Origin of the sequence: Ruegeria arenilitoris, from assembly GCF_013031355.1 — a bacterium.
GTDB lineage: Bacteria > Pseudomonadota > Alphaproteobacteria > Rhodobacterales > Rhodobacteraceae > Ruegeria > Ruegeria arenilitoris_C.
In genome coordinates this window covers 186101-209120 of record NZ_WPZO01000003.1, presented here as the reverse complement: position 1 = coordinate 209120, position 23020 = coordinate 186101, and the positions used below count along the sequence as shown (strand labels likewise).

Here is a 23020-nt window from a genome sequence, read left to right as displayed (position 1 = left end):
GTTGGGTAAGTCGAGCAGGACAAACCCCAAAGTGGCGGTATTGATGGGTGGCCCCTCGGCGGAACGCGAGGTGTCTCTCAGCTCTGGGCGCGAATGCGCAGCCGCCCTACGGGGAGAAGGCTTTGAAGTGGTTGAGCTGGACGCAGGTCCCGATCTCTACGCGCGCCTTTTGGATATCAAGCCGGATGTGGTTTTCAACGCCCTGCATGGCCGCTGGGGCGAGGATGGCTGCGTGCAGGGCCTGCTGGAATGGATGCGTATCCCCTATACGCATTCCGGCGTGTTGGCCTCGGCACTGGCGATGGACAAGCAACGCAGCAAAGAGGTGTTTCAGGTCGAGGGCCTGCCCGTTGTCCCTAGCATGATTGTGCCCAAGGTTGAGGTGGTCGCGGTCCATGTGATGGAGCCCCCTTACGTGGCCAAGCCGAACAACGAAGGGTCCAGTGTCGGCATCTATATCGTCCACGAGGGCTCGAACGGTCCACCACAGTTGTCGGATGAGATGCCTGAACATGTGATGGTCGAGAAATACATTGCAGGCCGCGAGTTGACCGTGACCGTGATGGGTGATCGTGCCCTGACCGTGACCGAGATCATGACCGATGGCGGCTGGTATGACTATGACGCCAAGTACAAGCCCGGCGGGTCGTGGCATGTGCTGCCCGCGGATATCCCGCAGGACATCTTTGATCTCTGCATGGATTACGCCTTGCGCGCGCACAATGCGCTGGGGTGCAAGGGGGTTTCCCGCACCGATTTCCGCTGGGATGACAGCAAGGGGGCCGATGGGCTGTTCCTGCTGGAAACCAACACGCAACCCGGTATGACGCCGACCTCGCTGGTACCGGAGCAGGCCGAGCATCGCGGCATGACCTTTGGGCAGCTTTGCGCATGGATGGTGGAGGACGCCTCGTGCAGCCGCTGAGAGCCACTCGCGCGCCGGTGATCCACCGCTCGAAACCGCTGGCCGGGCCTGATGCCGATTTCGCATCGGGTGACCGCCATGAGGCCGAGCCGAAACTGCGCCTACGCGGCGGCAAACTGTTCGGCCGCAAGTCACAACGGTTCGACCCGGCACCATCCCGGATGAGCTATCGTCTGCAACGCTGGATGCTGACGCCGGGTGTTCGGCGTGGGCTAAAAGTCGGGCTGCCGATTGCAGCGGTCTGCGCCGTAGTCGGGCTGTATTTCAGTTCGGAAGACCGGCGCGAGGCCGTGGTGGCCTATGTCAACGACATCAAGACCTCGATCCAGCAACGCCCTGAATTCATGGTCAACCTGATGGCGATCGACGGGGCGGGCACCAACCTGTCCGAGGATATCCGAGAAGTTGTGCCGCTGGATTTCCCGATGAGCTCCTGGGATCTAGATGTCGAGCGGATCCGAGACACGATCACCGGGCTGGACCCGGTCAAATCCGCCACAGTTCGCGTCCGCCCTGGTGGAATCCTGCAGGTCGACGTGGTCGAGCGGAAACCAGTCATCGTGTGGCGCACGCGCAGCGGAATCGAATTGCTGGATGAAACCGGTGCCCATGTTGAGCGGATCGCGTCACGCAAGGATCACTCCCACCTACCGCTGATCGCAGGCAAGGGGGCCGATGCACATGTGGGCGAGGCGCTGCAACTGATGACAACTGCGCGCAGTTTGGGTGCGCGGGTGCGTGGATTGGTGCGGATCGGTGAGCGCCGCTGGGATCTGGTTCTGGATCGCGGCCAACGCATCATGCTGCCGACCGAACGCCCCGTGCGCGCGCTTGAGCGTGTGCTGGCGGTAAACGAGGTGCAGGACCTTTTGGAACGCGACGTGGCGGTGGTGGACATGCGCCTCGGGCAGCGTCCGACCATCAGAATGACCAAAGCCGCCAGCGAAGACTGGTGGAATACAAAAGTGACAGTGGGTAACGGGCAGTAACGACCATGATGACCGATCTTTATCAGTCCCAACGGGCCATGCGGCAGATGCGCAGACAGGCGATGCAGCGCGGTGTTGTCGCCATTCTGGATGTGGGCAGCTCCAAGATTGCCTGTCTTGTGCTGCGGTTCGATGGCACGGGTCGGCTGAGCGAGGATAACAGCATCGGGTCACTGGCCGGGCAAACCGGGTTCCGTGTGATCGGGGCGGCAACCACGCGGTCTCGTGGGGTGCAATTCGGCGAAGTCACCGCCATGCAGGAGACCGAACGCGCAATTCGTACGGCGCTGCAAGCCGCTCAGAAGATGGCCGATATCCGGGTGGATCACGTGATCGCCAGCTTCTCGGGCGCGAATCCGCGCTCTTACGGCTTGGATGCGCAGGTCGATCTGGAAGGACAGGTGGTTTCCGAGGCCGAGGTCGGTCGCGTGCTGAACGCCTGCGACGTGCCGGACTACGGGGTAGGGCGCGAAGTGCTGCACGCACAACCGGTGAACTTTGCGCTGGATAACCGCTCGGGCCTGATCGACCCGCGGGGGCAGATGGGGCAATCGCTGGCCGTGGATATGCACATGCTGACTGTTGATGCGGTGGCGATTCAGAACATTGTCCGCTGCATCAAACGCTGCGATCTGGAGCTGGCGGGGATTGCGAACTCGGCCTATGTGTCCGGGATTTCTGCTCTGGTCGAGGATGAGCAGGAATTGGGCGCGGCCTGTATCGACATGGGCGGCGGCACCACCAGCGTGTCGATCTTCATGAAGAAACACATGATTTACGCCGATTGCGTCCGTATGGGTGGCGACCACGTGACCGCTGATATCTCGATGGGTCTGGGCGTTCCGGCAGCGGTTGCTGAGCGGATCAAGACCTTCAACGGCGGTGTTCACGCAACCGGGGCCGATGACCGTGACCTGATCGACATCGGCGGCGACACCGGCGATTGGGAACATGACCGCCGCACCGTCAGCCGGGCTGAACTGATCGGCATCATGCGCCCTCGGGTCGAGGAGATTCTGGAAGAGGTGCGCGTGCGTCTGGATGCGGCTGGGTTCGAGCATATGCCCAGCCAGCAGATCGTGCTGACCGGTGGCGGAAGCCAGATCATGGGGCTGGATGGGCTTGCGACCCGCATTCTGGGCCAACGTGTTCGCCTGGGCCGTCCGCTGCGTGTTCACGGCCTGCCGCAATCGGCAACCGGGCCGGGTTTCTCGTCGGCTGTAGGGCTCAGCCTGTTCGCCGCGCATCCGCAGGATGAATGGTGGGATTTCGAAATCCCGGTCGATACCTATGCTGCACGGCCCTTCAAACGCGCGATGCGCTGGTTCCGTGACAATTGGTAAAGGGGCAGGGGTCGCGGTGCTGATCGCCCTGACCCCGTTCGTCGCACACGCCCAGACCCGGATCACACCCGAGGCCTTTCTGGCTGCGGTCCAGGGGAAGACGGTTTCATTCTACGACTATCCCAGTGGCTTTCTGGTAGGCACCGAGGAATTCCTTAGCCCCACGCTGTCCGTCTGGCGCATGGAGGGGCGGGGCTGCGTTTACGGGCAAATCACCACGCCGAACGGCCAAATTTGCTTTTTGTACGATGACGATCCGGATGACGTGCCGGTCTGCTGGTGGCCTTTTCTGCACAATGATCGCCTGATGGTGCGACTGGCCAGTTTCAGCCGCCGCGAAATTCAAGAGGTGCGCAGCATCACCGAGGACGGTCTGAATTGCCCAAGTGCCCCAATTAGCTAAAGAAATGGGTTGCGGCCCGCTGTTATATCCCGCAAGATATCCACAAGGCCCGTCAGAGGCCCCGCGGCAGGACCTGAGCAGTTTTCCGCATTTTGAAATCGGTGGAATCTCCAAGTGACGTGCATGTAGGCTGCGGCTCATGCGTCGCTTGTTTTGTGGTGGATTGAGTTCTTTCCGCAACATCTGGATCCCAATGCGAAATACCGCGTTAGGCTGCCTTATTTCCTCCATATTTTGTGGAATTTGACGATTTTTGGCGTGACGTTTGCGGTTTGGATGGGTAGGATTGTAAGCGGATAGGTAAGAAAAACACCGCTTTGGCGGGTCAATAAAACAGGCGGACAGAGCATGACATTGAATCTTTCGATGCCCGGGCACGACGAACTGAAGCCTCGGATTACAGTTTTTGGCGTTGGTGGTGCAGGCGGCAACGCTGTCAACAACATGATTGAGAAACAGCTGGACGGCGTAGATTTCGTGGTCGCCAACACCGATGCGCAGGCGCTGCAGCAAAGCCAGTCCTCGGCGCGGGTGCAGCTGGGCGTTAAAGTCACCGAAGGGCTGGGCGCCGGTGCGCGTCCCGCAGTAGGTGCCGCAGCTGCCGAAGAAAGCATCGAACAGATCGTCGATCATCTGGCTGGCGCGCATATGTGCTTTATCACCGCTGGCATGGGTGGCGGCACCGGTACGGGCGCAGCTCCGATCATCGCGCAGGCTGCGCGGGAGCTGGGCGTGCTGACCGTGGGCGTTGTCACCAAACCCTTCCAGTTTGAAGGTGCCAAGCGGATGCGTCAGGCCGAAGACGGCGTTGAATCGCTGCAGAAGGTTGTCGACACGCTGATCATCATCCCGAACCAGAACCTGTTCCGTCTGGCCAATGAGAAGACCACCTTTACCGAGGCGTTCTCGATGGCAGATGACGTTCTGTATCAGGGTGTTAAAGGCGTGACTGACCTGATGGTGCGTCCGGGCCTGATCAACCTCGACTTTGCCGATGTTCGCGCTGTGATGGACGAAATGGGCAAGGCAATGATGGGTACTGGTGAGGCTACCGGTGAGGATCGCGCGGTTCAGGCGGCCGAGAAGGCGATTGCCAACCCACTGCTGGACGAAATCAGCCTCAAAGGCGCCAAGGGTGTGCTGATCAACATCACCGGTTCGCACGACCTGACCCTGTTCGAACTGGACGAAGCCGCCAACCGCATCCGCGAGGAAGTGGACCCCGAGGCCAACATCATCGTCGGTTCGACCCTCGATACCGCAATGGAAGGCGGCATGCGCGTTTCGGTTGTGGCAACCGGCATCGATGCCAGCGAGAAAACCGAGGAAGTACCGGTTGCGCGCCGCAGCATGTCCGCCCCACTGACCCGCACCGTTTCGGCAGAAGAGCCGCTGCAGGAAGAGACCCCCGCCGCAGTGGCTGAAGTGGCCGAACCTGCGCCGCAGGCCGAAGTGAACCGTGAACCTTCGCTGTTCGAAACCGCCGAGGAGCCTGCGCAGCCGCAGTTCCAGCCGCGCGCGGAGCAGGACGATGACGGTTTGCCGCCCCCGGCCTATCAGCCGCGTGTGGCTGAATTCGAGCCGACCCCTGAACCGGTTGAGTCCGCGCCCGAGAGCTTTGTTGCGCCGCAACCTCAGCCTGCGGCAGGGACCCCGTCGCCTGAGGCACTGCAGCGTCTGCAGGCCGCCGTTCAGAATATCCCGGCGGCTGAACGCGGCCATCCCGCGCCCCGTCCGCAGGCCAATCAACCGGCCTCGGCGCCGCAGTCGGATGCGCAGGATCGTCCCCGGTTTGGCTTTAACCGCCTGATCGACCGGATGACTGGCCACGCCGCTGATACCCCGGCCCAACCAGTGCGCCAGCAGCCTCCGATGCGCCAAACTGACGCTACGGCACCTGCGCATGACGAGGCCGACCCTGATCAGGATCGGATCGAAATTCCAGCGTTCCTGCGCCGTCAGGCCAACTGAACCCGGTAACAAAATAGTTAAAAAGGGTCGCCATCTGGCGACCCTTTTCTTTTTGAATACAGTGGGTTGTCTGTATGTAAGCAGGGATTTGCCGATCTGTTACATTCATGTTTCATTCAGTTACAAAGAGTGAGTTGAGCCTTGACCCGACCTTCCTTAGTTGAGTGTCCAACACGGACCGTAAAGGCCGGAAACCACTCACCGAGGTTCAACTTGCAACATACGCTCAAATCTCCGATTACGTTTACAGGCGTCGGGCTGCACAGCGGTAAGCCTGCGACGATGGTCCTGAAGCCGGCAGCCGCCGGTCACGGCATCTGGTTCAAACGGACGGATATCGAGCTGGGCAATGCGTTGATCCCTGCGATCTATGACGTGGTCGAGCGCACGCCGCTCTGCACCCGTCTGGTGAACGAAGCAAGCGTCTCGGTGTCGACTGTCGAGCATATCATGGCCGCTCTGGCCGGATGCGGCGTGCATAACGCACTGATTGAAATCGATGGCCCCGAAGTTCCGATCATGGACGGCTCGTCAATCGATTTCGTGCGCGGCATCATGGCCAAGGGTGTGCGCCGTCAGGCCAGCCCGGTTCTGGCCTTCGAGGTTCTCAAGCCGGTAACCGCGTCTCGCGAGGGCGCCAGCGCGTCGATTGCACCGGCAGACGGGCTGATCATCGATTTCCACATTGATTTCGAAGACAGCGCCATTGGCAGCCAGACCAAGCGACTGGACATGCGCAACGGATCGTTCGCGCGCGAACTCAGCGATTGCCGCACCTTCTGCCGTCGTACCGACGTAGAAGCGATGCGCGAAAACGGTTTGGCCCTTGGTGGTACGCTGGAAAACGCTGTCGTTGTTCAGGGCGACGAAGTGTTGACCCCGGGCGGTTTCCGTCACGCGGATGAGGCAGTGCGCCACAAGATGCTGGATGCTCTGGGTGACCTCTATCTGGCGGGTGGTCCGATTCTTGGCCACTTCACCGGTGACAAGTCCGGCCACGCAATGACCAATACGCTGCTGCGCAAGCTGTTCGAAACACCCGGCGCGGTACGCCCGGTGCTATGCACCCCCGAACAGGCCGCGCGCCTGCCGGGACAGGGCCTTGTCTGGGACGAAATTCCCGAAGTTGCCTGATTAGATCAACTCGGTCGACAATTCCGCCAGCGGGTGTACTAAGGCGTTTTGCCCCGGAACTATATGTGCTAAACCGAAGCCCGATCCGGGGCTTACCCCGATAAGCAATACGACAAGGATAGGCGGAATGGTTGGCACCAAAGCGGCAGTCAGATTCGCGGGCGCGATACTTCTGACAGCAGTTTTGACGGCCTGCGGCGACAAAGGCGCAGACCGCAATCAGAACCTGGAAGGCTTTACGCCAGAACAGATTTTCACACGTGGTGAGTATGAGCTGTCGCAGAATCGCTCGGATGATGCGGCGTGGTATTTCTCGGAAGTGGAGCGTCTGTATCCCTATTCCGACTGGGCAAAACGCGCGCTGATCATGCAGGCGTTTTCGTTCCACACGGACAAGAACTACGAAGAAAGCCGCGCCGCCGCGCAACGCTATATCGACTTCTACCCGACGGACGAAGACGCGGCTTATGCGCAGTACCTTCTGGCGCTCAGCTATTATGACCAGATCGACGAGGTTGGTCGCGATCAGGGCCTGACGTTCCAGGCGCTGCAATCGCTGCGGACTGTGATCGAGGTTTATCCCGACAGTGAATATGCCACCTCGGCGGTTCTGAAATTCGATCTGGCCTTTGACCACCTGGCTGGCAAAGAGATGGAGATCGGGCGCTATTACCTGCGTCAGGATCACTATACCGCGGCCATCAACCGGTTCCGTGTGGTGGTCGAGGATTTCCAGACAACCACCCACACCGCAGAGGCGCTCTACCGTCTGATCGAAGCGTATCTGTCGCTGGGTCTGGTGGACGAAGCGCAGTCGGCCGGTGCGATTCTGGGATATAACTACCAATCGTCCGAGTGGTATGACGCGGGCTACAAGCTGCTGACCTCGCGCGGGTTGGAGCTGAAGAGTCGCGGCAACAACTGGCTCAGCCAGATCTACCGCCAGACGATCAAAGGTGAGTGGTTGTAATCGCCATGGCTACAGGCGTGGGACGCTGAGACCCGATGCTGCGCGCCCTTGATATCCGCGACATGCTGATCATCGACCGGCTGGAACTGACGTTTCAGCCGGGTTTGAACGCGTTGACCGGTGAAACTGGTGCGGGCAAGTCGATCCTGCTGGATTCGTTGGGTTTCGTGCTGGGTTGGCGCGGTCGGGCCGAACTGGTCCGTCAGGGCGCGGCGCAAGGTGAGGTGGTCGCCGAGTTCGAACTCGGTCCCGATCACGCTGCACATGCGGTTCTGGCCGAGGCCGGTTTGCCCGGTGGTGAGGAATTGATCCTGCGCCGGGTTAACACTGCTGAAGGTCGTAAGACCGCTTGGGTCAATGACCGGCGCTGCTCGGGCGAGGTTCTGCGGGCGCTGTCCGAAACTTTGATCGAACTGCACGGCCAGCACGATGATCGCGGGCTGCTGAACCCGCGCGGGCACCGGACCATGCTGGATGACTATGCCGGAGTGGGGACGCACCTCGCCGCTGTACGTGCGGCGTGGACCGAGATGTCGCGTATGCGTAAGGCTCTGGCAGAGTCCGAGGCGACCCTCGCCGCCATGCGCGCCGAAGAGGAATTCCTGCGCCACGCCGTTGCGGAACTGGACAAGTTGGACCCACAGCCAGGTGAGGATGCCGAACTGGATGCGCGTCGCCGGATGATGCAGGGGGCGGAACGTATTCGCGATGACGTGGCCCGTGCTTTTGATCTGCTGGGCGGGGACGGAGCCGAAGGGTCGATGTCCGACGCCGTGCGTTGGTTGGAAGGTGTGTCGGAAAATGCGGGCGGGCAGCTAGAGGAGCCTATTGCCGCTCTTGGCCGTGCCCTTATCGAATTGGGTGAGGCACAGGATGGCGTGAATTCTTGCCTTCAGGCGTTGGATTTCAACCCGGCAGAGCTTGAGGCCGCCGAAGAGCGCCTGTTCGCCATCCGCGCGCTGGCGCGCAAGCATGACGTGGCCCCGGACGATCTGGGGGCCTTTGCTGTTACGCTGCGTGATCGGTTGAATCGGCTGGACGCGGGTGATGCTGATTTGGCCGATCAGAGAGCCGCGGTCGACGCCGCGCAGACCGCCTATGACAACGCCGTCACCGCGCTCAGCGCTGCACGCAAGCAAGCTGCAGTTCAGCTGGACACCGCGGTGATGGCCGAGCTCGCACCGCTGAAAATGGAGCGTGCGGTGTTTCAGACCGAAATCACAGCCGCCGATCCCGGCCCTGAAGGCAAAGATGCGGTGGCCTTTACTGTTGCCACCAACCCCGGCGCACCGTCCGGGCCGCTGAACAAGATCGCCTCGGGCGGTGAACTCAGCCGTTTCCTACTGGCGCTCAAGGTCTGTCTGACCGGTGACGACAGCGCTCGCACTATGATTTTTGATGAAATCGACCGCGGTGTCGGCGGCGCAACTGCCGATGCGGTGGGGCGTCGTCTGGCCTCGCTGGCGCAGGGCGGGCAGGTGCTGGTGGTGACGCATTCGCCGCAAGTGGCAGCCCGCGCGGCACATCACTGGCGGGTGCAGAAGCAGGTCGCCGATGGCCAGACCCTGTCCACCGTCATCCCGCTGGCCGATCCCGACCGCGTGGACGAAATCGCCCGCATGGTTGCCGGGGACACCATTACCGACGAGGCCCGCGCCGCCGCCCGTGCTTTGCTGGACGCCTGACGCTTTCCGAACCTCAAACCGTCGCGATCCCACTTTTATAAGGGCGTCCCGTGGCTTAGTAAGGGATAAAACTTGATCCCCGAGGGCCAATGACCCAATCGACCCGCACCGTTCTGCGCAACCAGCTTAATCAGGCATTGGCCGCGATGAAGGACGCGTGGCGGGTGATGCGGCGGCGCGGTCCCAGTCAGATCCAGTTCTGGTTCATTGCGCTGGCCATCGGGGTCGCGGCGGGGTTCATGGCGCTTGGGTTCCGCAAGGCGATCCGGGCGCTGCAGGCCTATGTCTATGATACTGAGGACATCCTGCTGCTGCACAGCCATGCCGAGAAATTGCCGTGGTTTCTTATCCTGATCATCCCGATCATCGGCGGCCTGATCGTGGGTGTGATTCTGCACAATTTTACGGATGACGGGCGCGTGCGTTCGGTTGCGGACGTGATCGAGGGCGCCGCGCTGACGGATGGCCGGGTCGAGGGTAAAGCGGGGGTCGCCTCGTTCTTTGCTTCGCTGATCACGCTCAGCACAGGTGGGTCGTCTGGCCGAGAAGGGCCGGTGGTGCATATGGCCGGGGTGATCTCAACTTGGGTCAGCGAGCGTATCCATGCCGATGGCATCACCGGGCGAGACCTGCTGGGTTGCGCCGTTGCGGCGGCGGTTTCAGCCAGCTTCAACTCGCCCATCGCAGGGGCATTGTTCGCGCTTGAGGTCGTGTTGCGCCACTTTGCCGTGCACGCTTTCGCGCCCATCGTCATCGCATCGGTCGCGGGAACGGTGATAAACCGGCTGGAATATGGCGATGTGACCGAGTTCATTCTGGAAACACCGGGATCGCTGCAGTTCTATGTGGAACTGCCCGCGTTCCTGATCCTGGGTCTGATCTGTGGGCTGGTGTCGCTGTTGCTGATGCGCTCGATCTTCTTTGCCGAGGATATCGGCAGCCATATCCAAAGCCGCCTGTCACTGCCGCGCTGGCTGCGCCCGGCGGTATCCGGTGCAATGCTGGGCCTTCTGGCGATCTGGTTCCCGCATATCATCGGCGTCGGCTACGAAACCACAATCCGCGCCCTGACCGGAGACCTGACCCTGACGGTTGCGATCCTGTTTGCAGTGATCAAGACGGTGGCGCTGGCGATCACGATGGGCGGACGCATGGGGGGCGGGGTGTTCTCGCCGTCGCTGATGATTGGGGCGCTGACCGGGCTGGCCTTTGGCCTGATCGCTACCGGGCTGTTGCCGGATGTATCCGGGACTCATACGCTTTATGCCTTTGCCGGAATGGGGGCCGTAGCCGCTGCTGTGCTGGGCGCGCCGATTTCCACCACCATGATCGTGTTTGAACTGACCGGAGACTGGCAGATCGGTCTGGCGGTGATGGTCTCGGTGTCGATGTCGACTGCGCTGGCCTCGCGCCTCGTGGACCGTTCGTTCTTTTTGACCCAACTGGAACGCCGTAACGTGCATCTGGCCGCAGGACCACAGGCCTATCTGCTGGCAATGCTGCGCGCCGGGGCGGTGATGCGGCCGATCGGCGATGCGAAGTCGATCACCCGGGAAGAGGCACTGGAACTGGTCGAACAGGGCCTGTGTGTGCAGGCCAGTGCCACGCTGGAAGCGGCGATGCCTTATTTCGACCGCGATGACATCCCTTGCATTCCTGTCGTGACCGTGGAGGAAGACGGCAGCGAAAACCCGGTTGGGGCGCTATACCATATTGATGCGTTGAAGGCCTATAACCGCGCGCTGGCGGCCACGGCGGCCGAAGAGCATTCCTAGCCGGGATACACTGTCGCCGCGTCACCCAGATAGTTGTCCCACGCGAACCAGTACGAGATATGGCCCGCGACGCGTGGCAACTGTGTGCCGTCCGGTCCGATCAGAGCCTCTTCGTTCAGGGTCCATTTCTGGCCATTCTGATCCACAAGCCCGCCATCCGAGGCTTTGAACTGGTGCGTTTTCCGCTCATAGGCGCGCACGGTGCGCTTGTCGGCATTTCCGATCAGAACCAGAGGACGATTGGCAATAGCGTCGTTGATCACGTGAGTTTTGTTGAACGCCTCCAATGGCCAGGCCCGGGCCGCGCCGAACTGTCGGATGGCAAAGACGTAATCCTTCTGTTGATGCGCAGTTTGATCGACCAGCGCGGGAAACATCAACTCGGGCGAGGCGAAATATTCGCGATACACCACGCCCGAGCCATAGTTGCGCCGATGCCCGGTGTTCAGTGACAGGACACGCGTGTCGGGGTGTGAGGTCTTCCAACTCTCCCATGTGGTGATCACCACGGGGCGCTGTTTCAACTCGATCCCGCTGACCGCCAACGGCCCCACAACGGGCTTGCCGGTGTATTGGTTCCACAGCGAATGGGTCTCGCGGTCAAACATCAGCTTGTTTGAGCGATACAGGAGCCCCGACGAGCCGAAGATCAACGGTTTTCGCCGCCCCGCTACCTGCGTTTCGAACAGGATGCCCGAGCCGCACAACGTACAGTAGGCCAGCGCCACCGGCACGCCGCCGATCACCTCATTGAACATCTCGTGCCAGCCCATGATGCGCAAAGGATAGGCGCGCTCATCCCCGTTGATCGAGACACCAAAAACCAGATCGTCATTTTTCAGGTAATCAGCCCGCGCGGCAGGTATCAGCGTCGGGTTGTCCAGCGACGGGATACCATCCTTGTGCACGCCGCCCCAGGCGATCTCTTCCAGCCGGATTTTCATCTTGTCCCGTTGCAGATATTCGGGGCGCAGGAAGTTTTCGAAATTCTGGTCGATCCCCAGCAACACCTCGCGCTTGAACGGGATCAGCGAGGGATGGGGGACCAATTGCGGGTTCCTTTCCTGCCACAGCATCCAATCGAACCAATCGTTGCCGATACTTTCACCGGTCAGGGATTGCATGACCTTGGCGATCTCGTTACTGCGACGCCGGCCATAGCGCATCCCGGTCATCAGGGCGGGAACGACGTCCGGGTTGCCGCGCTGCACCAAAAAGGCCATGCCCTGCTTGAACTCCGCGTTGCTGCCGTAGACCGTGGTCCTGACGGCCTCCAGCACCGGGTCCTGCTGGGCCCAAAGCGCGCCGGGCGACGCGGCGGCGCCCAACAGTCCAACGAAAAAGCGGCGAGTGATCGACATGGCATCCTCCGGTGGTAGACACGCGTATTCTGCCCAGTCTGCCGTTCACATGCACTCAACAGCCGCGTGAGCCGGCGTGACCATTTCCGGAGGCTGCCAGTTGCCAAAAGGACCCGTGAACCACACTCGCCGATCTCAGCAGTTGGAAACGGTCAGCCGGGTTGATACTGCCAGGAAATCCAGTTTCTATATGCGCGAGCAGCACCTTTTCGCGCGTCGGAAAACGAAAAAAATGAGGTCAGGGAATGAAATTTGTGAAACGGCTTTTGACGAGCCCGTTCGTTGTGGTGGCCCTGGCAGCGGCGGTTGTCCTGCTGGTCCTTGAGGTTGAGGACCTGCGCAAAAGCCATGGGGGCGTGGCGCACACCGCGCCGGTTTGGTCCGACGATCAGACAACGCAGGTCGAGACCATTTTTACCGCGCTGAATATGCGCGCGCTGGACGTTCCGGTGGAACGCGCCGGAGGTGGCGGCGCCTTGGCCAGCATGGGCAACGATCTGCTTTTGATGACCCATGAAGGCGGGTTCTTCGAAGTAAGCGGGGACGAGGCCGGCAAACTGGATATCGCCCCGCCGCCGAACGGGTGGAAGGCCATGCTGGATTTCGAGTCCGCAAATCCGAACTACAACTTCGCCCACTTTTTCTTTCGCTATAACGATGTGGGCGTTTTCGACGATGTGCTGCTCGTTTCGTTCACTGAGTGGGTCGAAGGTGAAAACTGCTACCGTACCTCGATCGCGCAGGCCGATTTGAATGGAACTGCTGCAGCTGATATATCGATCGGTGCGGACGACTGGACCCTTGTGTTTTCGACAGAGCCCTGCCTTGCGCCGAACCCGAGCGGTCGCGCCATTCAAGGGCACATGGCCGGTGGGCGCTTTCGTGTAGACGAAGACGGAACGCTTTATCTTGCGGCTGGTGACTATGCGCAGGATGGGATTTATGCGCCGGTACCGCTGTCTCAGGACCCCGAGCAGATGTATGGCAAGGTGATCGCGATTGACCTTGAAACCGGCGAGAACCGCATTGTCAGCCAGGGCCACTCGAACATGCAGGGCATTGCCTTTGATGCCGATGGCAAGCTGTGGGCGGTTGAACATGGTCGACGGGGTGGGGATGAGTTGAACCTCATTCGCGAAGGCAATGATTACGGCTGGCCGAAGGTATCGTTGGGAACACGGTACAACCGCTTGCCGCTACCAGACACGCTGGATTACGGGCGCCACCCCGAATTCGAACTGCCTGCTTATTCCTGGTTGCCGTCTGTCGCTGTCAGCTCGCTGGCACCTATTGAGGACTTCCATCCCGCCTGGGATGGCGATCTGATCGCCGGTTCACTGGCTGGCAACAGCCTGTTCCGTATCCGCACGAAGGGCGACAGTATTCTGTTTAACGAACGTATCCCGTTGGGTTTCCGTATCCGGTATGTCCATCAACATGGCGATGCGATTGTTCTGTGGACGGATCAAAAAAAGGTGCTGCACCTGACTGTTGGCGAGTTTGACCCCAGCTATCAGTTTGCGGTTTCCAAAATCGCGAACCTTGATCTGTCTGAACACACGGCCGAAGCGGTAGAAACCGCGTTGGAAGGCTGCGCCGAATGTCATGGATTTGGTGTGTTGCCCAGTGCCAGTGCCCCGTCTTTGGGCGAGGTTTACGGGCGCAAAATTGCGGGTTTGTCTGATTTCGACTACTCGCAATCCCTTTCTGCCGTCGGCGGTGAGTGGGATCGTGACCAACTCGTCGCCTTCCTCAGCAATCCGCAGTCTGTAGCGGGTGAGACTTCTATGCCGGACCCCGCCTTGGATGATCCCGAGGTGATCGACGCGGTCGTGGACATTCTGATCTCATTGCGCCGACAAGCAGAGTGAAGAATGAACGAGCTCTAAGCCCTAAAACCAAAAGCACAGGCTTCCGGGCCTGTGCTTTTGGTTTTGCCCATAAAAAACAGTCTATCTGAACCAAATTATCAGTGTGGCGGATGGCCTAAATCTGCTCAACCTTTACCGACTCGACCGGATAGAAGGCCACATAGCCCTTGATCTCGGCCATGGCGGGGACCGGGTTCTCATAGCTCCAGGCCGCGTTCTCGGTCACCGATGATTTGTTGACGATCGAAAAATGCGTCGCGTCCCCTTTATGCGGGCAATGGGTGACCTTGTCGGTCATGTCCAGAAACGCCATCGCAATGTCCGAGCGTGGGAAATAGATCACCGGGGTCAGGTCCCCTTCCGACAATTCCAAGGCACCGGTGCTTTCGCCCAGTACAGCGCCGCCCGAACGCACACTCCATTTGCCCGTTGCCTTGCGGATCGTGATCTCAACCATTTTGCATTCCTCGTCTTTCCTGGGCCACTCCTCTGCCCGGTATATGTAACAGTCCGGTGTCAGACCGGCGCGGTTGCGGCATCCAACCACAGTTGGGCGTCATCGCCCAGCCTTGGACGGATCTTTTCCGCAACGTCGCGGTGATAGGCGTTCAGCCAGGCGCGCTCTGCGCTTGTCAGCATCTCGACCACAATCAAGCGCCGGTCGATGGGCACATAGGTCAACGTGCGCCAGTTCAGCATGGCGCGTTCGTCGTCACCGCCAGGCAGGGCCGGGGCCTCTTGCACGACGACGAGGTTTTCGATGCGGATGCCAAACGCGCCTTCGCGGTAGTATCCTGGCTCATTCGACAGGATCATGCCGGGCTGCAGCGGCACATGACTGACTTTCGACAGGCGTTGGGGGCCTTCGTGAACGCTCAGATACGCGCCGACCCCGTGACCGACACCGTGGTTGAAATCCTGTCCCGCCGCCCAAAGCGGTGCACGTGCGATACCTTCGATATCGCGCCCGGCCAGCCCGACGGGCCAGCGCAGCATGGACAGGTTAATCATGCCCTTCAACACGCGGGTGAAACAGGATTTTTCCTCGTCACCCACTTCACCAATGGCGATGGTGCGAGTGATGTCCGTAGTGCCGTCCAGATATTGCCCGCCGCTGTCGAGCACCAGTATCTGCCCATCCTCAAGGCGGCTGTCGGTCTCTTCGGTCACGCGGTAGTGCATGATCGCGCCATTGGGTCCGGTGCCCGCGATGGTATCGAATGAGATATCCTGCAGCGCATTGTCCTTGCGGCGGTTTTCCTCAAGCCGGGTGACCACCTGAGTTTCAGTCAGCGTGCCGGGCGCTTGCGCGCCCAGCCAGCACAGGGTTTCGATCACGGCCACCGCGTCGCGCAGATGCGCTTCGGCGCTGCCTGCGATTTCGGCGGCGTTCTTGCAGGCCTTGGGCAGGGCGCAAGGATCGCCGTTATCCACCATCCGATCCTGCAACACATCTGCAACTGCCCGAGGCAGGGTGCCCAGATCGACCTGAACTTTGCCCTCCAGCGCTTCGACAAAGGTCAGGAACGTTTCCGGTGCATGGACCCGAACCTGATCACCCAGAGCGACCGTCAGCTTTTCCTCGGCCATGAACAGATCCATTGTCCCGTCGGCGTTCAAAATGGCAAAACCATGCGCCACCGGGTTATAGCCGATATCCGAGCCGCGAATGTTCAGCAGCCACATGATCGAATCCGGCAATGTGATTGCAGCCGCAGTGCAACCGGCTTCGCGCAGAGCCTCAGACAGACGGGCGATTTTGCTTTCTGCCGATTCCCCGGCAAACTCGATCGGATGCGCCTTGACCGGGTTCATCGGCGGGGCAGGCTGATTTTCCCAAACCCGGTCCACCAGATTGTCACACCGCAGCAGTTCGATCCCGGTGCCTGCCAGTTCTTTCCGGACGCTGTCGATCTGACCAGCGGCGTGAAGCCACGGATCAAAACCCACCTTGCCGCCTTTCGGCAACTGCTCTTTCAGCCATGCGCTCAGGCTAACTTCGGGCCAGGGAACCGGCGTAAATTCCGTCGCGACCTGCGCCTTCACCTGCGTCCGATAGCGGCCATCCACGAACACCCCTGCGATGTCGGTCAAAGCGGCGCAAAATCCTGCCGAGCCGGTGAAGCCGGTCAACCAGGCCAGCCGCTCGTCCCGTGGGGCCACATATTCGCCCTGATAGGCATCCGCGCGTGGGATCAGGAACCCGTCCAGCCCCTCGCGCGCAATCTCTTTTCGCAACGCAGCCAACCGTGGCGGTCCCTGTTCCGGACGCGCGGTGACTTCAAAGGACTGAATCATTTCCTACTTCTCCTAACCCGGGCTTACCCCTTCATCTTTTTGGAAAAAACTGCCGTCGGAGGCAAGGCCAGCCTCAGCTGGCCCTCTTCATTCCCATCACGCGGGCCCGGGCCCGTGGATCGCTGTCGAACAGTGCCGCCAGTTGCTCGGTCATCGCACCTGCCAGCTGTTCCACATCTGTGATCGTCACCGCGCGGTCATAATAGCGGGTCACGTCATGTCCGATCCCGATGGCCAGAAGCTCCACCATCTTGCGCTTTTCGACCATGGCGATCACATCACGCAGGTGTTTTTCCAGATAGTTCGCGGGGTTGACGCTGAGTGTTGAATCGTCAACCGGCGCGCCGTCCGAGATCACCATCAGAATCTTGCGCTGCTCGCGCCGGGCCAGCATCCGACGATGCGCCCATTCCAGCGCCTCACCGTCGATGTTTTCTTTAAGCAGACCTTCTTTCATCATCAAACCCAGATTGGGTCGCGCCCGCCGCCACGGTGCATCGGCGCCCTTATAGATGATGTGGCGCAGATCGTTCAGACGTCCGGGCTGCTGTGGTCGGCCATCGTTCAGCCATGCTTCACGCGCCTGCCCGCCTTTCCACGCGCGGGTGGTAAAGCCCAGAATCTCGACCTTCACGTTGCAGCGTTCCAGCGTCCGCGCCAGAACGTCCGCGCAGATTGCGGCAATCGAGATCGGGCGGCCCCGCATCGAACCCGAGTTATCCAGCAGCAGTGTCACCACGGTATCGCGGAACTCGGTGTCCTTTTCGACCTTGAAGCTCAGCGGTGTGGTCGGGTTCGCCACCACGCGCGCCAGACGGCCCGCGTCCAGAATGCCTTCCTCGCGGTCGAACTCCCAGCTGCGGTTCTGTTGCGCCTGCAGGCGGCGCTGCAGCTTGTTGGCCAACCGGCTGACCGCGCCTTTCAGCGGCTCTAGTTGCTGGTCCAGATATGCACGCAGCCGTTCCAGCTCGGCCGGTTCGGCCAGATCCTCGGCGGCGATTTCTTCGTCATAGGCGTTGAGATACACCTTGTATTCCGGGTCGGCCTCGGATGCGGGGGGCGGGGCAGGTGGCTCCAGCGGAGCCTCGCCTTCCGGCATCTCGGCCTCGTCGCCCATCTCCTCATCGGCCATCTCGTCCATCGAGACCTGGGCCTGAGACTGGTCCTGCTGCTCTTCCTGCGTCTGCTCAGGGGTCGCGTCAGCATCCTGTTCGTCTTGGTCATCCTGCCCGGTGCTATCGGGATCGGGCTGTTCTTCAGCGTTTTCTTCGGCCTGATCTTCCTGCTCGTCGTCCAGTTCATCCGGGTCGTCGCCCAACTGGTCGCCATAGCCCAGATCCTTGATCATCTGCCGCGCGAACTTGGCAAATTCGGCTTGATCCGAGAGGGTTTCATCCAGGTTTTCCAGCGTCCCGCCGGCCTGTTCCTCGATGAACCCGCGCCACAGGTTCATGATGTTTTCAGCCGCCGGGGGCAGGTCGCGCCCTGTGGCCAGATGGCGGATCAGATAGCCCGCGGCAACGGCCAGAGGCGCGTCGGCAGGCTGCTTGCACTGGTCATAGCCACGACGCAGTGCCTCGTGCCCGATCTTGACGTCGATATTGCTGGCCGTGCCAGGCATGTCCCGCGCGCCCATCGCCTCGCAACGGGCAACCTCCATCGCTTCATAGAGATCCCGCGCCATGTCGCCCGGAGGCGCGTAACGCGCATGGGTCGCGTCATCGTGATAGCGGCGCTGCAACGCCAGGGCGTCCGCAGTTCCGCGTGCCAGCAGAACCTCTTCGCGCGTCATCCGGCGGCTGACCTGCGGCAGGCGCATGGATTCACCCGACAGGCCTGACGGATCGACCGTGTAAGAGACGTTCAGTTCCGGGTCGTCAGCCATGACCTTGGTGGCCTCGGCCAGAGCCTTCTTGAACGGATCGGCGGGGTTGTCGTTGGGTTTGCTCATCGGCGGCAGGTCCGGACTTGTTCTGTTCGGGCAACCTAGAGCCATTCCGGGGACTTGACCATAGGGCCAACCCCGTTTTCCCATGAAACCAGCGCGGTGTTTACAGCAGAACCTCGCGGCATTCGGAAATCCGGCGCGCAAGCTGCCGTTCGGCCCCGGCGGCAGTTCGTTCGTCAAAGCTGTAGTCCATATCGGCCAGCAAATAGGCCACCTCGACCCAGCCTCGCACGCGCCAGCGCCCGGGTTGATGGGCCTCGACACCTTCGGAAAGGGCTCGGGGAAGAATGGCGTCCAGCAACAGTTCGAACTCGTGCTGTAGGTCGGCAACCGAAACGGCCTGTTCGTCCATCTGGGCGCGCTGACGTGTTGCCAGCGCCTCAAGTCGTCCGGAGCAGATAGCGAACAACTCTGCGCGGTCCGATGTTGCCGTCGGAAGCGCGTGCAACGGCGTTGAAAAGGTCAGGGTCGCGACGGCGACTGTTGAAACCACTTTTGAAAACAACATACATTGACGATACCACGGATAGTCTTTGTATATGCATGATATACACAAAAACCATCAATGCTGTGGTGCGATCGTCACACTTTGGTCAGGCTACCTGTGCCGCATCACAAAGCCGCGCCGGGCTAGGATTTCGACCTGAACCACCCTGAAAGGGTTTCAAAAAACCCTTTTGGGGTGTCTTTCGCAAAGAACTGCTGGTCCTTGCCATGATGGGAGTTCATGACGATCTTATTGATCTGATCCATCTGCCCGGCATTCAGAGCCATCGGATCATTGACCGAGCTGGAATTTACCTTTTTGGCAGGCATGTCGGTCAGATCAAATCCGTTTTCCCGCCCGAATTTCTCTAGCCCGCCGCGCAGGTCTGCAAAATCCAACAGTGAAACACGCGCGCCGGACGTGTGCCGGGCGGTTTGGTTCACTTCTAACCTGCCCGAAACATTTCCGGCATCCAGCAGGTCCGAGATGGATTTGTTTGACGACACAAGCGCTTCAAACTCTTTCAGGTCCACAGGTTCGTTGCGGGCGTCGAGGTCAAATCCTCCGCCTTCCTGTTCGCGCATCCAGCGGTGGGGGGAATAATACAATGAGATCATTCGCTCGACCGGGGGACGGGCAAAGGCATAGGCCGTATAATCGGAAAAGCCCGGGCCAATCAGCTCACTGTATTCAGCCAGCGTTTGGTGTTTGGTCTTGGTCGCGTCGCCGCTCAGCTCAAACCGATCGGCGCCGTCCTGATGACCGCTAGTGACCATTGAATCGCCAGAAAACCGCAGGAAACATCTGGTAAAGAAGTTACCTCCGGTCTTAGGTACGTGGACAAAAACGCATTTTTGTTCGGGAAAGTGCAAGTGTTTAACCCAGGCTTGCGCTTGCTGCGCTTTCGGGCAGTTCCTCGTCAAAGCAGCGCTGGTAGAATTCGGCCACGGTCTGGCGTTCCAACTCGTCGCACTTGTTCAGGAAGGACAGGCGGAACGCGTAACCCACATCGCGGAAAATCTCCGCGTTTTGGGCCCAGTTGATCACGGTCCGGGGGCTCATCACCGTGGACAGGTCGCCGTTCATGAAGGCGGTACGGGTCAGGTCGGCAACGGTAACCATCTGGCTGACGGTCTTGCGGCCCTTTTCGGTGTTGTAGTGCGGTGCCTTGGACAGAACGATCATCGTCTCGGCATCGTGGCTGAGGTAGTTCAGCGTTGAGACCAGCGACCAGCGGTCCATCTGCGCCTGGTTGATCTGTTGCGTGCCATGATACAGGCCGGTTGTGTCGCCCAGACCCACGGTGTTTGCGGTGGCGAACAGGCGGAAGTTCGGGTTCGGCGTGATGATTTCGTTCTGGTCCAGCAGGGTCAGCTTTCCGTCATGTTCCAGCACGCGCTGGATCACGAACATCACGTCGGCGCGGCCCGCGTCGTATTCGTCGAACACGATGGCGACGGGGTTGCGCAGGGCCCAAGGCAGAATGCCTTCGTGGAATTCGGTGACCTGCTTACCGTCGCGCAGTTTGATGGCGTCTTTACCGATCAGGTCGATCCGGCTGATGTGGCTGTCCAGGTTCACGCGGACGGCGGGCCAGTTCAGGCGGGCGGCAACCTGTTCGATGTGGGTCGATTTACCGGTGCCGTGATAGCCCTGAATCATCACCCGACGGTTGTGGGCAAAGCCTGCCAGAATCGCCAGTGTGGTTTCCGGGTCGAACTTGTAGGTGTGGTCGATGGCGGGAACGCGATCACTTGCTTCAGCAAAGCCTTTGACCGCCATGTCGGTATCAATGCCGAACACGTCACGGACCGAGATATCTTCGGTGGGTTTTGCGTTGATGTCGATCGATCCGTCAGCCATTCGCCTGGTCCTTATCCTTTGGCCCGTATTGCCGGGTTTGAACCCGTGTGTGGTGCAACATATTGCGGGCAAGGGCAAGGGAAAGCCGCGTGTGCTGCGGCTTCGGTAAATCTTTCTTTGAAACTGGCCTTATCTGCGCGCTTTGATCAGTCGAGAATTGCGTCTCGCACCCGGATAAGGCTGCGTTCGTCCACAAAGCGCGGGGTGGATTGCATGTAGTCCCGGAATGCCTGCCCATAGCCCTGCAGCAACCAGCGTTCCTCGTTCAGGACAAACAGGAAGTAAATCACGAACAACGTCGCCGCCAGGCCCAGTGTCACCCACGATCCGCTGGCAATGCCCAGCCCCACCGTGGCCAGCACCGATGTCACATATTGCGGGTTGCGCGAATAGGCATACATCCCGCCGGTCACCAAACCGTCGCTTTCGCAATAGGTGTTGTCGAGGCCTAGAAAGCGATAGCCCCACAGCGTAATCCCGAATGACAGAAGCATGACGGGCACGCCGATCACGTACCGCAGCCAGTGACCCCAGCCATTCATCCAGACCTCGGACAAGGCAAATACAACGGTCGCGCCGCAGAACAGCCGGAACAGACCAAAGGCCGTGTGGTGCCGCCAACCGCTGGCGCTGGGCCACAGGCCCAGTCTCGGCAGGCGCAGGTTCAGGGCGAGATACCCGCTCAGCACCAAAGCCGAGGTGATTGTAACCAGAAGAGAAATCGCATGTACGAGGGAAATGAGATGTTCCATATCGCGCTCCATTAGGGGCAAGTCACTATTTGATATGGGCCAATGGTTCGGCCCATGTGATTGGCCGTAACGCGTATTTGTAACAAGTTTAACAGGCGGCGGTGGAAGGAGCAGAAATAAGGAAATCGCAGGCGCGCGTGCTACACACCAAAAATTTTTGGTATTCTTAGAAGCGAAAATCAAAGTGTTAAATTTGGGTTAATTTGTAGTTTTGTAAGCTGCCCGAAACGGGTCTGTCTGAGAGTTTTTTGTGCAAGAGTTAATGAGTGGCGAAATCAACTGTGGAGGTACGTTCGCCCCACCCGCGCATAGTTCTGCGCCTTTCCTGACAAAAGTTCGTGAAGAGGGCGTGCGTGATGGAGTTTGATGTTCTTCTCCATACTGTGCACACAACTGGTCCGGGCGACTTGGTCGTCCAGGAAACGACGGAACCTGCGATTATTGATGGGGGAATGATCTCGTTTGACGGAGGCCTCACGTTTCAGTCCTATGAATACCTTGGGCAAGGGACCAGGGGGAATTCAGGCGAATCCGGCGAATTCATTGAGGTCAATGGGCAAATCTACGCTTGGGATACCAATAATCCAACCGGCCCAATGTCTACCGGCAATTGGAAAATTACCGAGGACGACCTCAACCCAGATAACCCACCGTGCTTTGTGGCTGGAACGCTGATCGAAACTGATACAGGCCCGAGACTGGTCGAAGAGTTGACAGTTGGCGACAGGGTTTGCGTGTCCAACGGCCAAACTCTGCCGATAATTTGGATCGGCAAACGAACACTCAGCGCTCAGATATTGCATCTCCAACCAAAGTTTCGGCCTGTGCTCATCAAGTGCGATGCGCTGGGTAAAGGGCTGCCAGATCGCGACCTGTACGTGTCGCCGCAACATCGGATCGTAATTGAAGGATGGCGGGCCGAGTTGCTATTTGGCGAACCGATGGTCTTTTCCGCTGCGATTCATCTCGTCAACGACGACACGATCCGTCAGGTAAAGGCGGATGAGCCGGTGACGTACTTTCACATTGCCTGCGAACGACACACCATTCTGACGTCGCACGGCTTGCGCAGTGAAAGCCTGTATCTTGGTGACAGGGTGCTAAACTCTTTTGGTCGGGAAGACGTAGATGAACTGCGCGAACTTTTTCCTGAACTGAACGGCGAAGGGTCAATACAGCAAACCAGGCTGCGCTGCTTGAAACGCCCCGAAGCGCAGGCGCTACAGGGCATGTTTCCACAGTAGC

Annotated in this window: 19 protein-coding genes; 11 read left to right on the top strand and 8 right to left on the bottom strand. The window is 59.9% G+C overall.

All coding sequences use genetic code 11. From position 1 onward, the window contains the following. The first annotated feature begins 1 nt into the window (after position 1). From GOX63_RS09520 to GOX63_RS09480, 9 genes are all read left to right on the top strand, one after another. Positions 2-925: a D-alanine--D-alanine ligase gene (locus GOX63_RS09520; protein ID WP_170325735.1), complete on the top strand. Its 924-nt coding sequence runs from the start codon at positions 2-4 to the stop codon at positions 923-925. Next, on the top strand, positions 913-1914 hold the full coding sequence (locus tag GOX63_RS09515; protein ID WP_367646701.1) for a cell division protein FtsQ/DivIB: 1002 nt from the start codon (positions 913-915) through the stop codon (positions 1912-1914). The genes GOX63_RS09520 and GOX63_RS09515 overlap by 13 nt, the downstream gene beginning before the upstream one ends. An 8-nt stretch (positions 1915-1922) precedes the next feature. Then, complete coding sequence (ftsA, locus tag GOX63_RS09510) at positions 1923-3257, top strand: cell division protein FtsA (RefSeq protein WP_170326016.1); 1335 nt, start codon at positions 1923-1925, stop codon at positions 3255-3257. Then, entirely contained in the window at positions 3244-3660 is a 417-nt protein-coding gene (locus GOX63_RS09505; protein WP_170325733.1) for a hypothetical protein, read from the top strand. The genes ftsA and GOX63_RS09505 overlap by 14 nt, the downstream gene beginning before the upstream one ends. 348 nt (positions 3661-4008) lie before the next feature. After that, entirely contained in the window at positions 4009-5631 is a 1623-nt protein-coding gene (gene ftsZ, locus GOX63_RS09500; RefSeq protein ID WP_170325732.1) for a cell division protein FtsZ, read from the top strand. A gap of 213 nt (positions 5632-5844) precedes the next feature. Then, positions 5845-6765 (top strand): UDP-3-O-acyl-N-acetylglucosamine deacetylase, encoded by a 921-nt coding sequence (lpxC, locus tag GOX63_RS09495; RefSeq protein ID WP_170325731.1) that lies wholly within the window; start codon positions 5845-5847, stop codon positions 6763-6765. A gap of 127 nt (positions 6766-6892) precedes the next feature. Beyond that, entirely contained in the window at positions 6893-7735 is an 843-nt protein-coding gene (locus GOX63_RS09490) for an outer membrane protein assembly factor BamD (protein ID WP_170325730.1), read from the top strand. A 35-nt stretch (positions 7736-7770) separates the two neighbouring features. Next, positions 7771-9420, top strand: coding sequence for a DNA repair protein RecN (gene recN, locus GOX63_RS09485; protein ID WP_170325729.1), 1650 nt, complete (start codon positions 7771-7773; stop codon positions 9418-9420). 89 nt (positions 9421-9509) lie between these two features. Next, positions 9510-11195 carry a chloride channel protein gene (locus GOX63_RS09480; protein WP_170325728.1) on the top strand — a complete coding sequence of 562 codons (1686 nt, stop codon included), beginning with the start codon at positions 9510-9512 and terminating at the stop codon, positions 11193-11195. On the opposite strand, the gene GOX63_RS09475 is transcribed toward GOX63_RS09480, so the two are convergent. Next, positions 11192-12556, bottom strand: a complete 1365-nt coding sequence (locus GOX63_RS09475) for a DUF3179 domain-containing protein (RefSeq protein WP_170545611.1) — start codon at positions 12554-12556, stop codon at positions 11192-11194. The genes GOX63_RS09480 and GOX63_RS09475 overlap by 4 nt on opposite strands. A gap of 245 nt (positions 12557-12801) precedes the next feature. Here GOX63_RS09475 and GOX63_RS09470 point away from each other — a divergent pair, with 245 nt between their 5' ends. Then, positions 12802-14427, top strand: a complete 1626-nt coding sequence (locus GOX63_RS09470) for a PQQ-dependent sugar dehydrogenase (protein ID WP_170325726.1) — start codon at positions 12802-12804, stop codon at positions 14425-14427. A 115-nt stretch (positions 14428-14542) separates the two neighbouring features. Here the strand turns inward: GOX63_RS09470 and GOX63_RS09465 are convergent, their stop codons facing one another. The 7 genes from GOX63_RS09465 to GOX63_RS09435 all read right to left on the bottom strand — a co-directional run bounded on the left by GOX63_RS09465 (position 14543) and on the right by GOX63_RS09435 (position 21775). Further along, positions 14543-14884, bottom strand: coding sequence for a DUF427 domain-containing protein (locus tag GOX63_RS09465; protein WP_170325725.1), 342 nt, complete (start codon positions 14882-14884; stop codon positions 14543-14545). A gap of 59 nt (positions 14885-14943) precedes the next feature. After that, a complete protein-coding gene (locus GOX63_RS09460; RefSeq protein ID WP_170325724.1) occupies positions 14944-16725 on the bottom strand; it encodes an aminopeptidase P family protein in 1782 nt (593 codons plus the stop codon). 73 nt (positions 16726-16798) lie between these two features. Further along, positions 16799-18676, bottom strand: coding sequence for a cobaltochelatase subunit CobT (gene cobT / locus GOX63_RS09455; RefSeq protein ID WP_170325723.1), 1878 nt, complete (start codon positions 18674-18676; stop codon positions 16799-16801). Between the two features lie 100 nt (positions 18677-18776). After that, the gene (locus GOX63_RS09450) at positions 18777-19181 is read right to left on the bottom strand and encodes a hypothetical protein (protein ID WP_170325722.1); all 405 of its coding nucleotides are present in this window, start codon (positions 19179-19181) and stop codon (positions 18777-18779) included. Positions 19182-19303: 122 nt separating this feature from the next. After that, the gene (locus tag GOX63_RS09445) at positions 19304-20032 is read right to left on the bottom strand and encodes a sulfotransferase family 2 domain-containing protein (RefSeq protein ID WP_170545608.1); all 729 of its coding nucleotides are present in this window, start codon (positions 20030-20032) and stop codon (positions 19304-19306) included. 4 nt (positions 20033-20036) lie between these two features. Then, positions 20037-21023 (bottom strand): cobaltochelatase subunit CobS, encoded by a 987-nt coding sequence (gene cobS / locus GOX63_RS09440; RefSeq protein WP_170325720.1) that lies wholly within the window; start codon positions 21021-21023, stop codon positions 20037-20039. Positions 21024-21169: 146 nt separating this feature from the next. Then, entirely contained in the window at positions 21170-21775 is a 606-nt protein-coding gene (locus GOX63_RS09435) for a methyltransferase family protein (RefSeq protein WP_170545605.1), read from the bottom strand. Between the two features lie 356 nt (positions 21776-22131). Between GOX63_RS09435 and GOX63_RS09430 the strand changes: the two genes are divergently transcribed. Further along, entirely contained in the window at positions 22132-23019 is an 888-nt protein-coding gene (locus GOX63_RS09430; protein WP_170545602.1) for a Hint domain-containing protein, read from the top strand. The last annotated feature ends 1 nt before the right edge of the window (position 23020 follow it).

What these genes read in the sequence shown, in the direction of transcription:
- ftsA (WP_170326016.1), top strand. Translation starts at nt 1,923, where the DNA reads ATGACCGATCTTTATCAGTCCCAACGGGCCATGCGGCAGATGCGCAGA.
- ftsZ (WP_170325732.1), top strand. Translation starts at nt 4,009, where the DNA reads ATGACATTGAATCTTTCGATGCCCGGGCACGACGAACTGAAGCCTCGG.
- GOX63_RS09490 (WP_170325730.1), top strand. Translation starts at nt 6,893, where the DNA reads ATGGTTGGCACCAAAGCGGCAGTCAGATTCGCGGGCGCGATACTTCTG.
- recN (WP_170325729.1), top strand. Translation starts at nt 7,771, where the DNA reads ATGCTGCGCGCCCTTGATATCCGCGACATGCTGATCATCGACCGGCTG.
- GOX63_RS09480 (WP_170325728.1), top strand. Translation starts at nt 9,510, where the DNA reads ATGACCCAATCGACCCGCACCGTTCTGCGCAACCAGCTTAATCAGGCA.
- GOX63_RS09475 (WP_170545611.1), bottom strand. Translation starts at nt 12,556, where the DNA reads ATGTCGATCACTCGCCGCTTTTTCGTTGGACTGTTGGGCGCCGCCGCG.
- GOX63_RS09470 (WP_170325726.1), top strand. Translation starts at nt 12,802, where the DNA reads ATGAAATTTGTGAAACGGCTTTTGACGAGCCCGTTCGTTGTGGTGGCC.
- GOX63_RS09465 (WP_170325725.1), bottom strand. Translation starts at nt 14,884, where the DNA reads ATGGTTGAGATCACGATCCGCAAGGCAACGGGCAAATGGAGTGTGCGT.
- GOX63_RS09460 (WP_170325724.1), bottom strand. Translation starts at nt 16,725, where the DNA reads ATGATTCAGTCCTTTGAAGTCACCGCGCGTCCGGAACAGGGACCGCCA.
- cobT (WP_170325723.1), bottom strand. Translation starts at nt 18,676, where the DNA reads ATGAGCAAACCCAACGACAACCCCGCCGATCCGTTCAAGAAGGCTCTG.
- GOX63_RS09450 (WP_170325722.1), bottom strand. Translation starts at nt 19,181, where the DNA reads ATGTTGTTTTCAAAAGTGGTTTCAACAGTCGCCGTCGCGACCCTGACC.
- cobS (WP_170325720.1), bottom strand. Translation starts at nt 21,023, where the DNA reads ATGGCTGACGGATCGATCGACATCAACGCAAAACCCACCGAAGATATC.
- GOX63_RS09435 (WP_170545605.1), bottom strand. Translation starts at nt 21,775, where the DNA reads ATGGAACATCTCATTTCCCTCGTACATGCGATTTCTCTTCTGGTTACA.
- GOX63_RS09430 (WP_170545602.1), top strand. Translation starts at nt 22,132, where the DNA reads ATGGAGTTTGATGTTCTTCTCCATACTGTGCACACAACTGGTCCGGGC.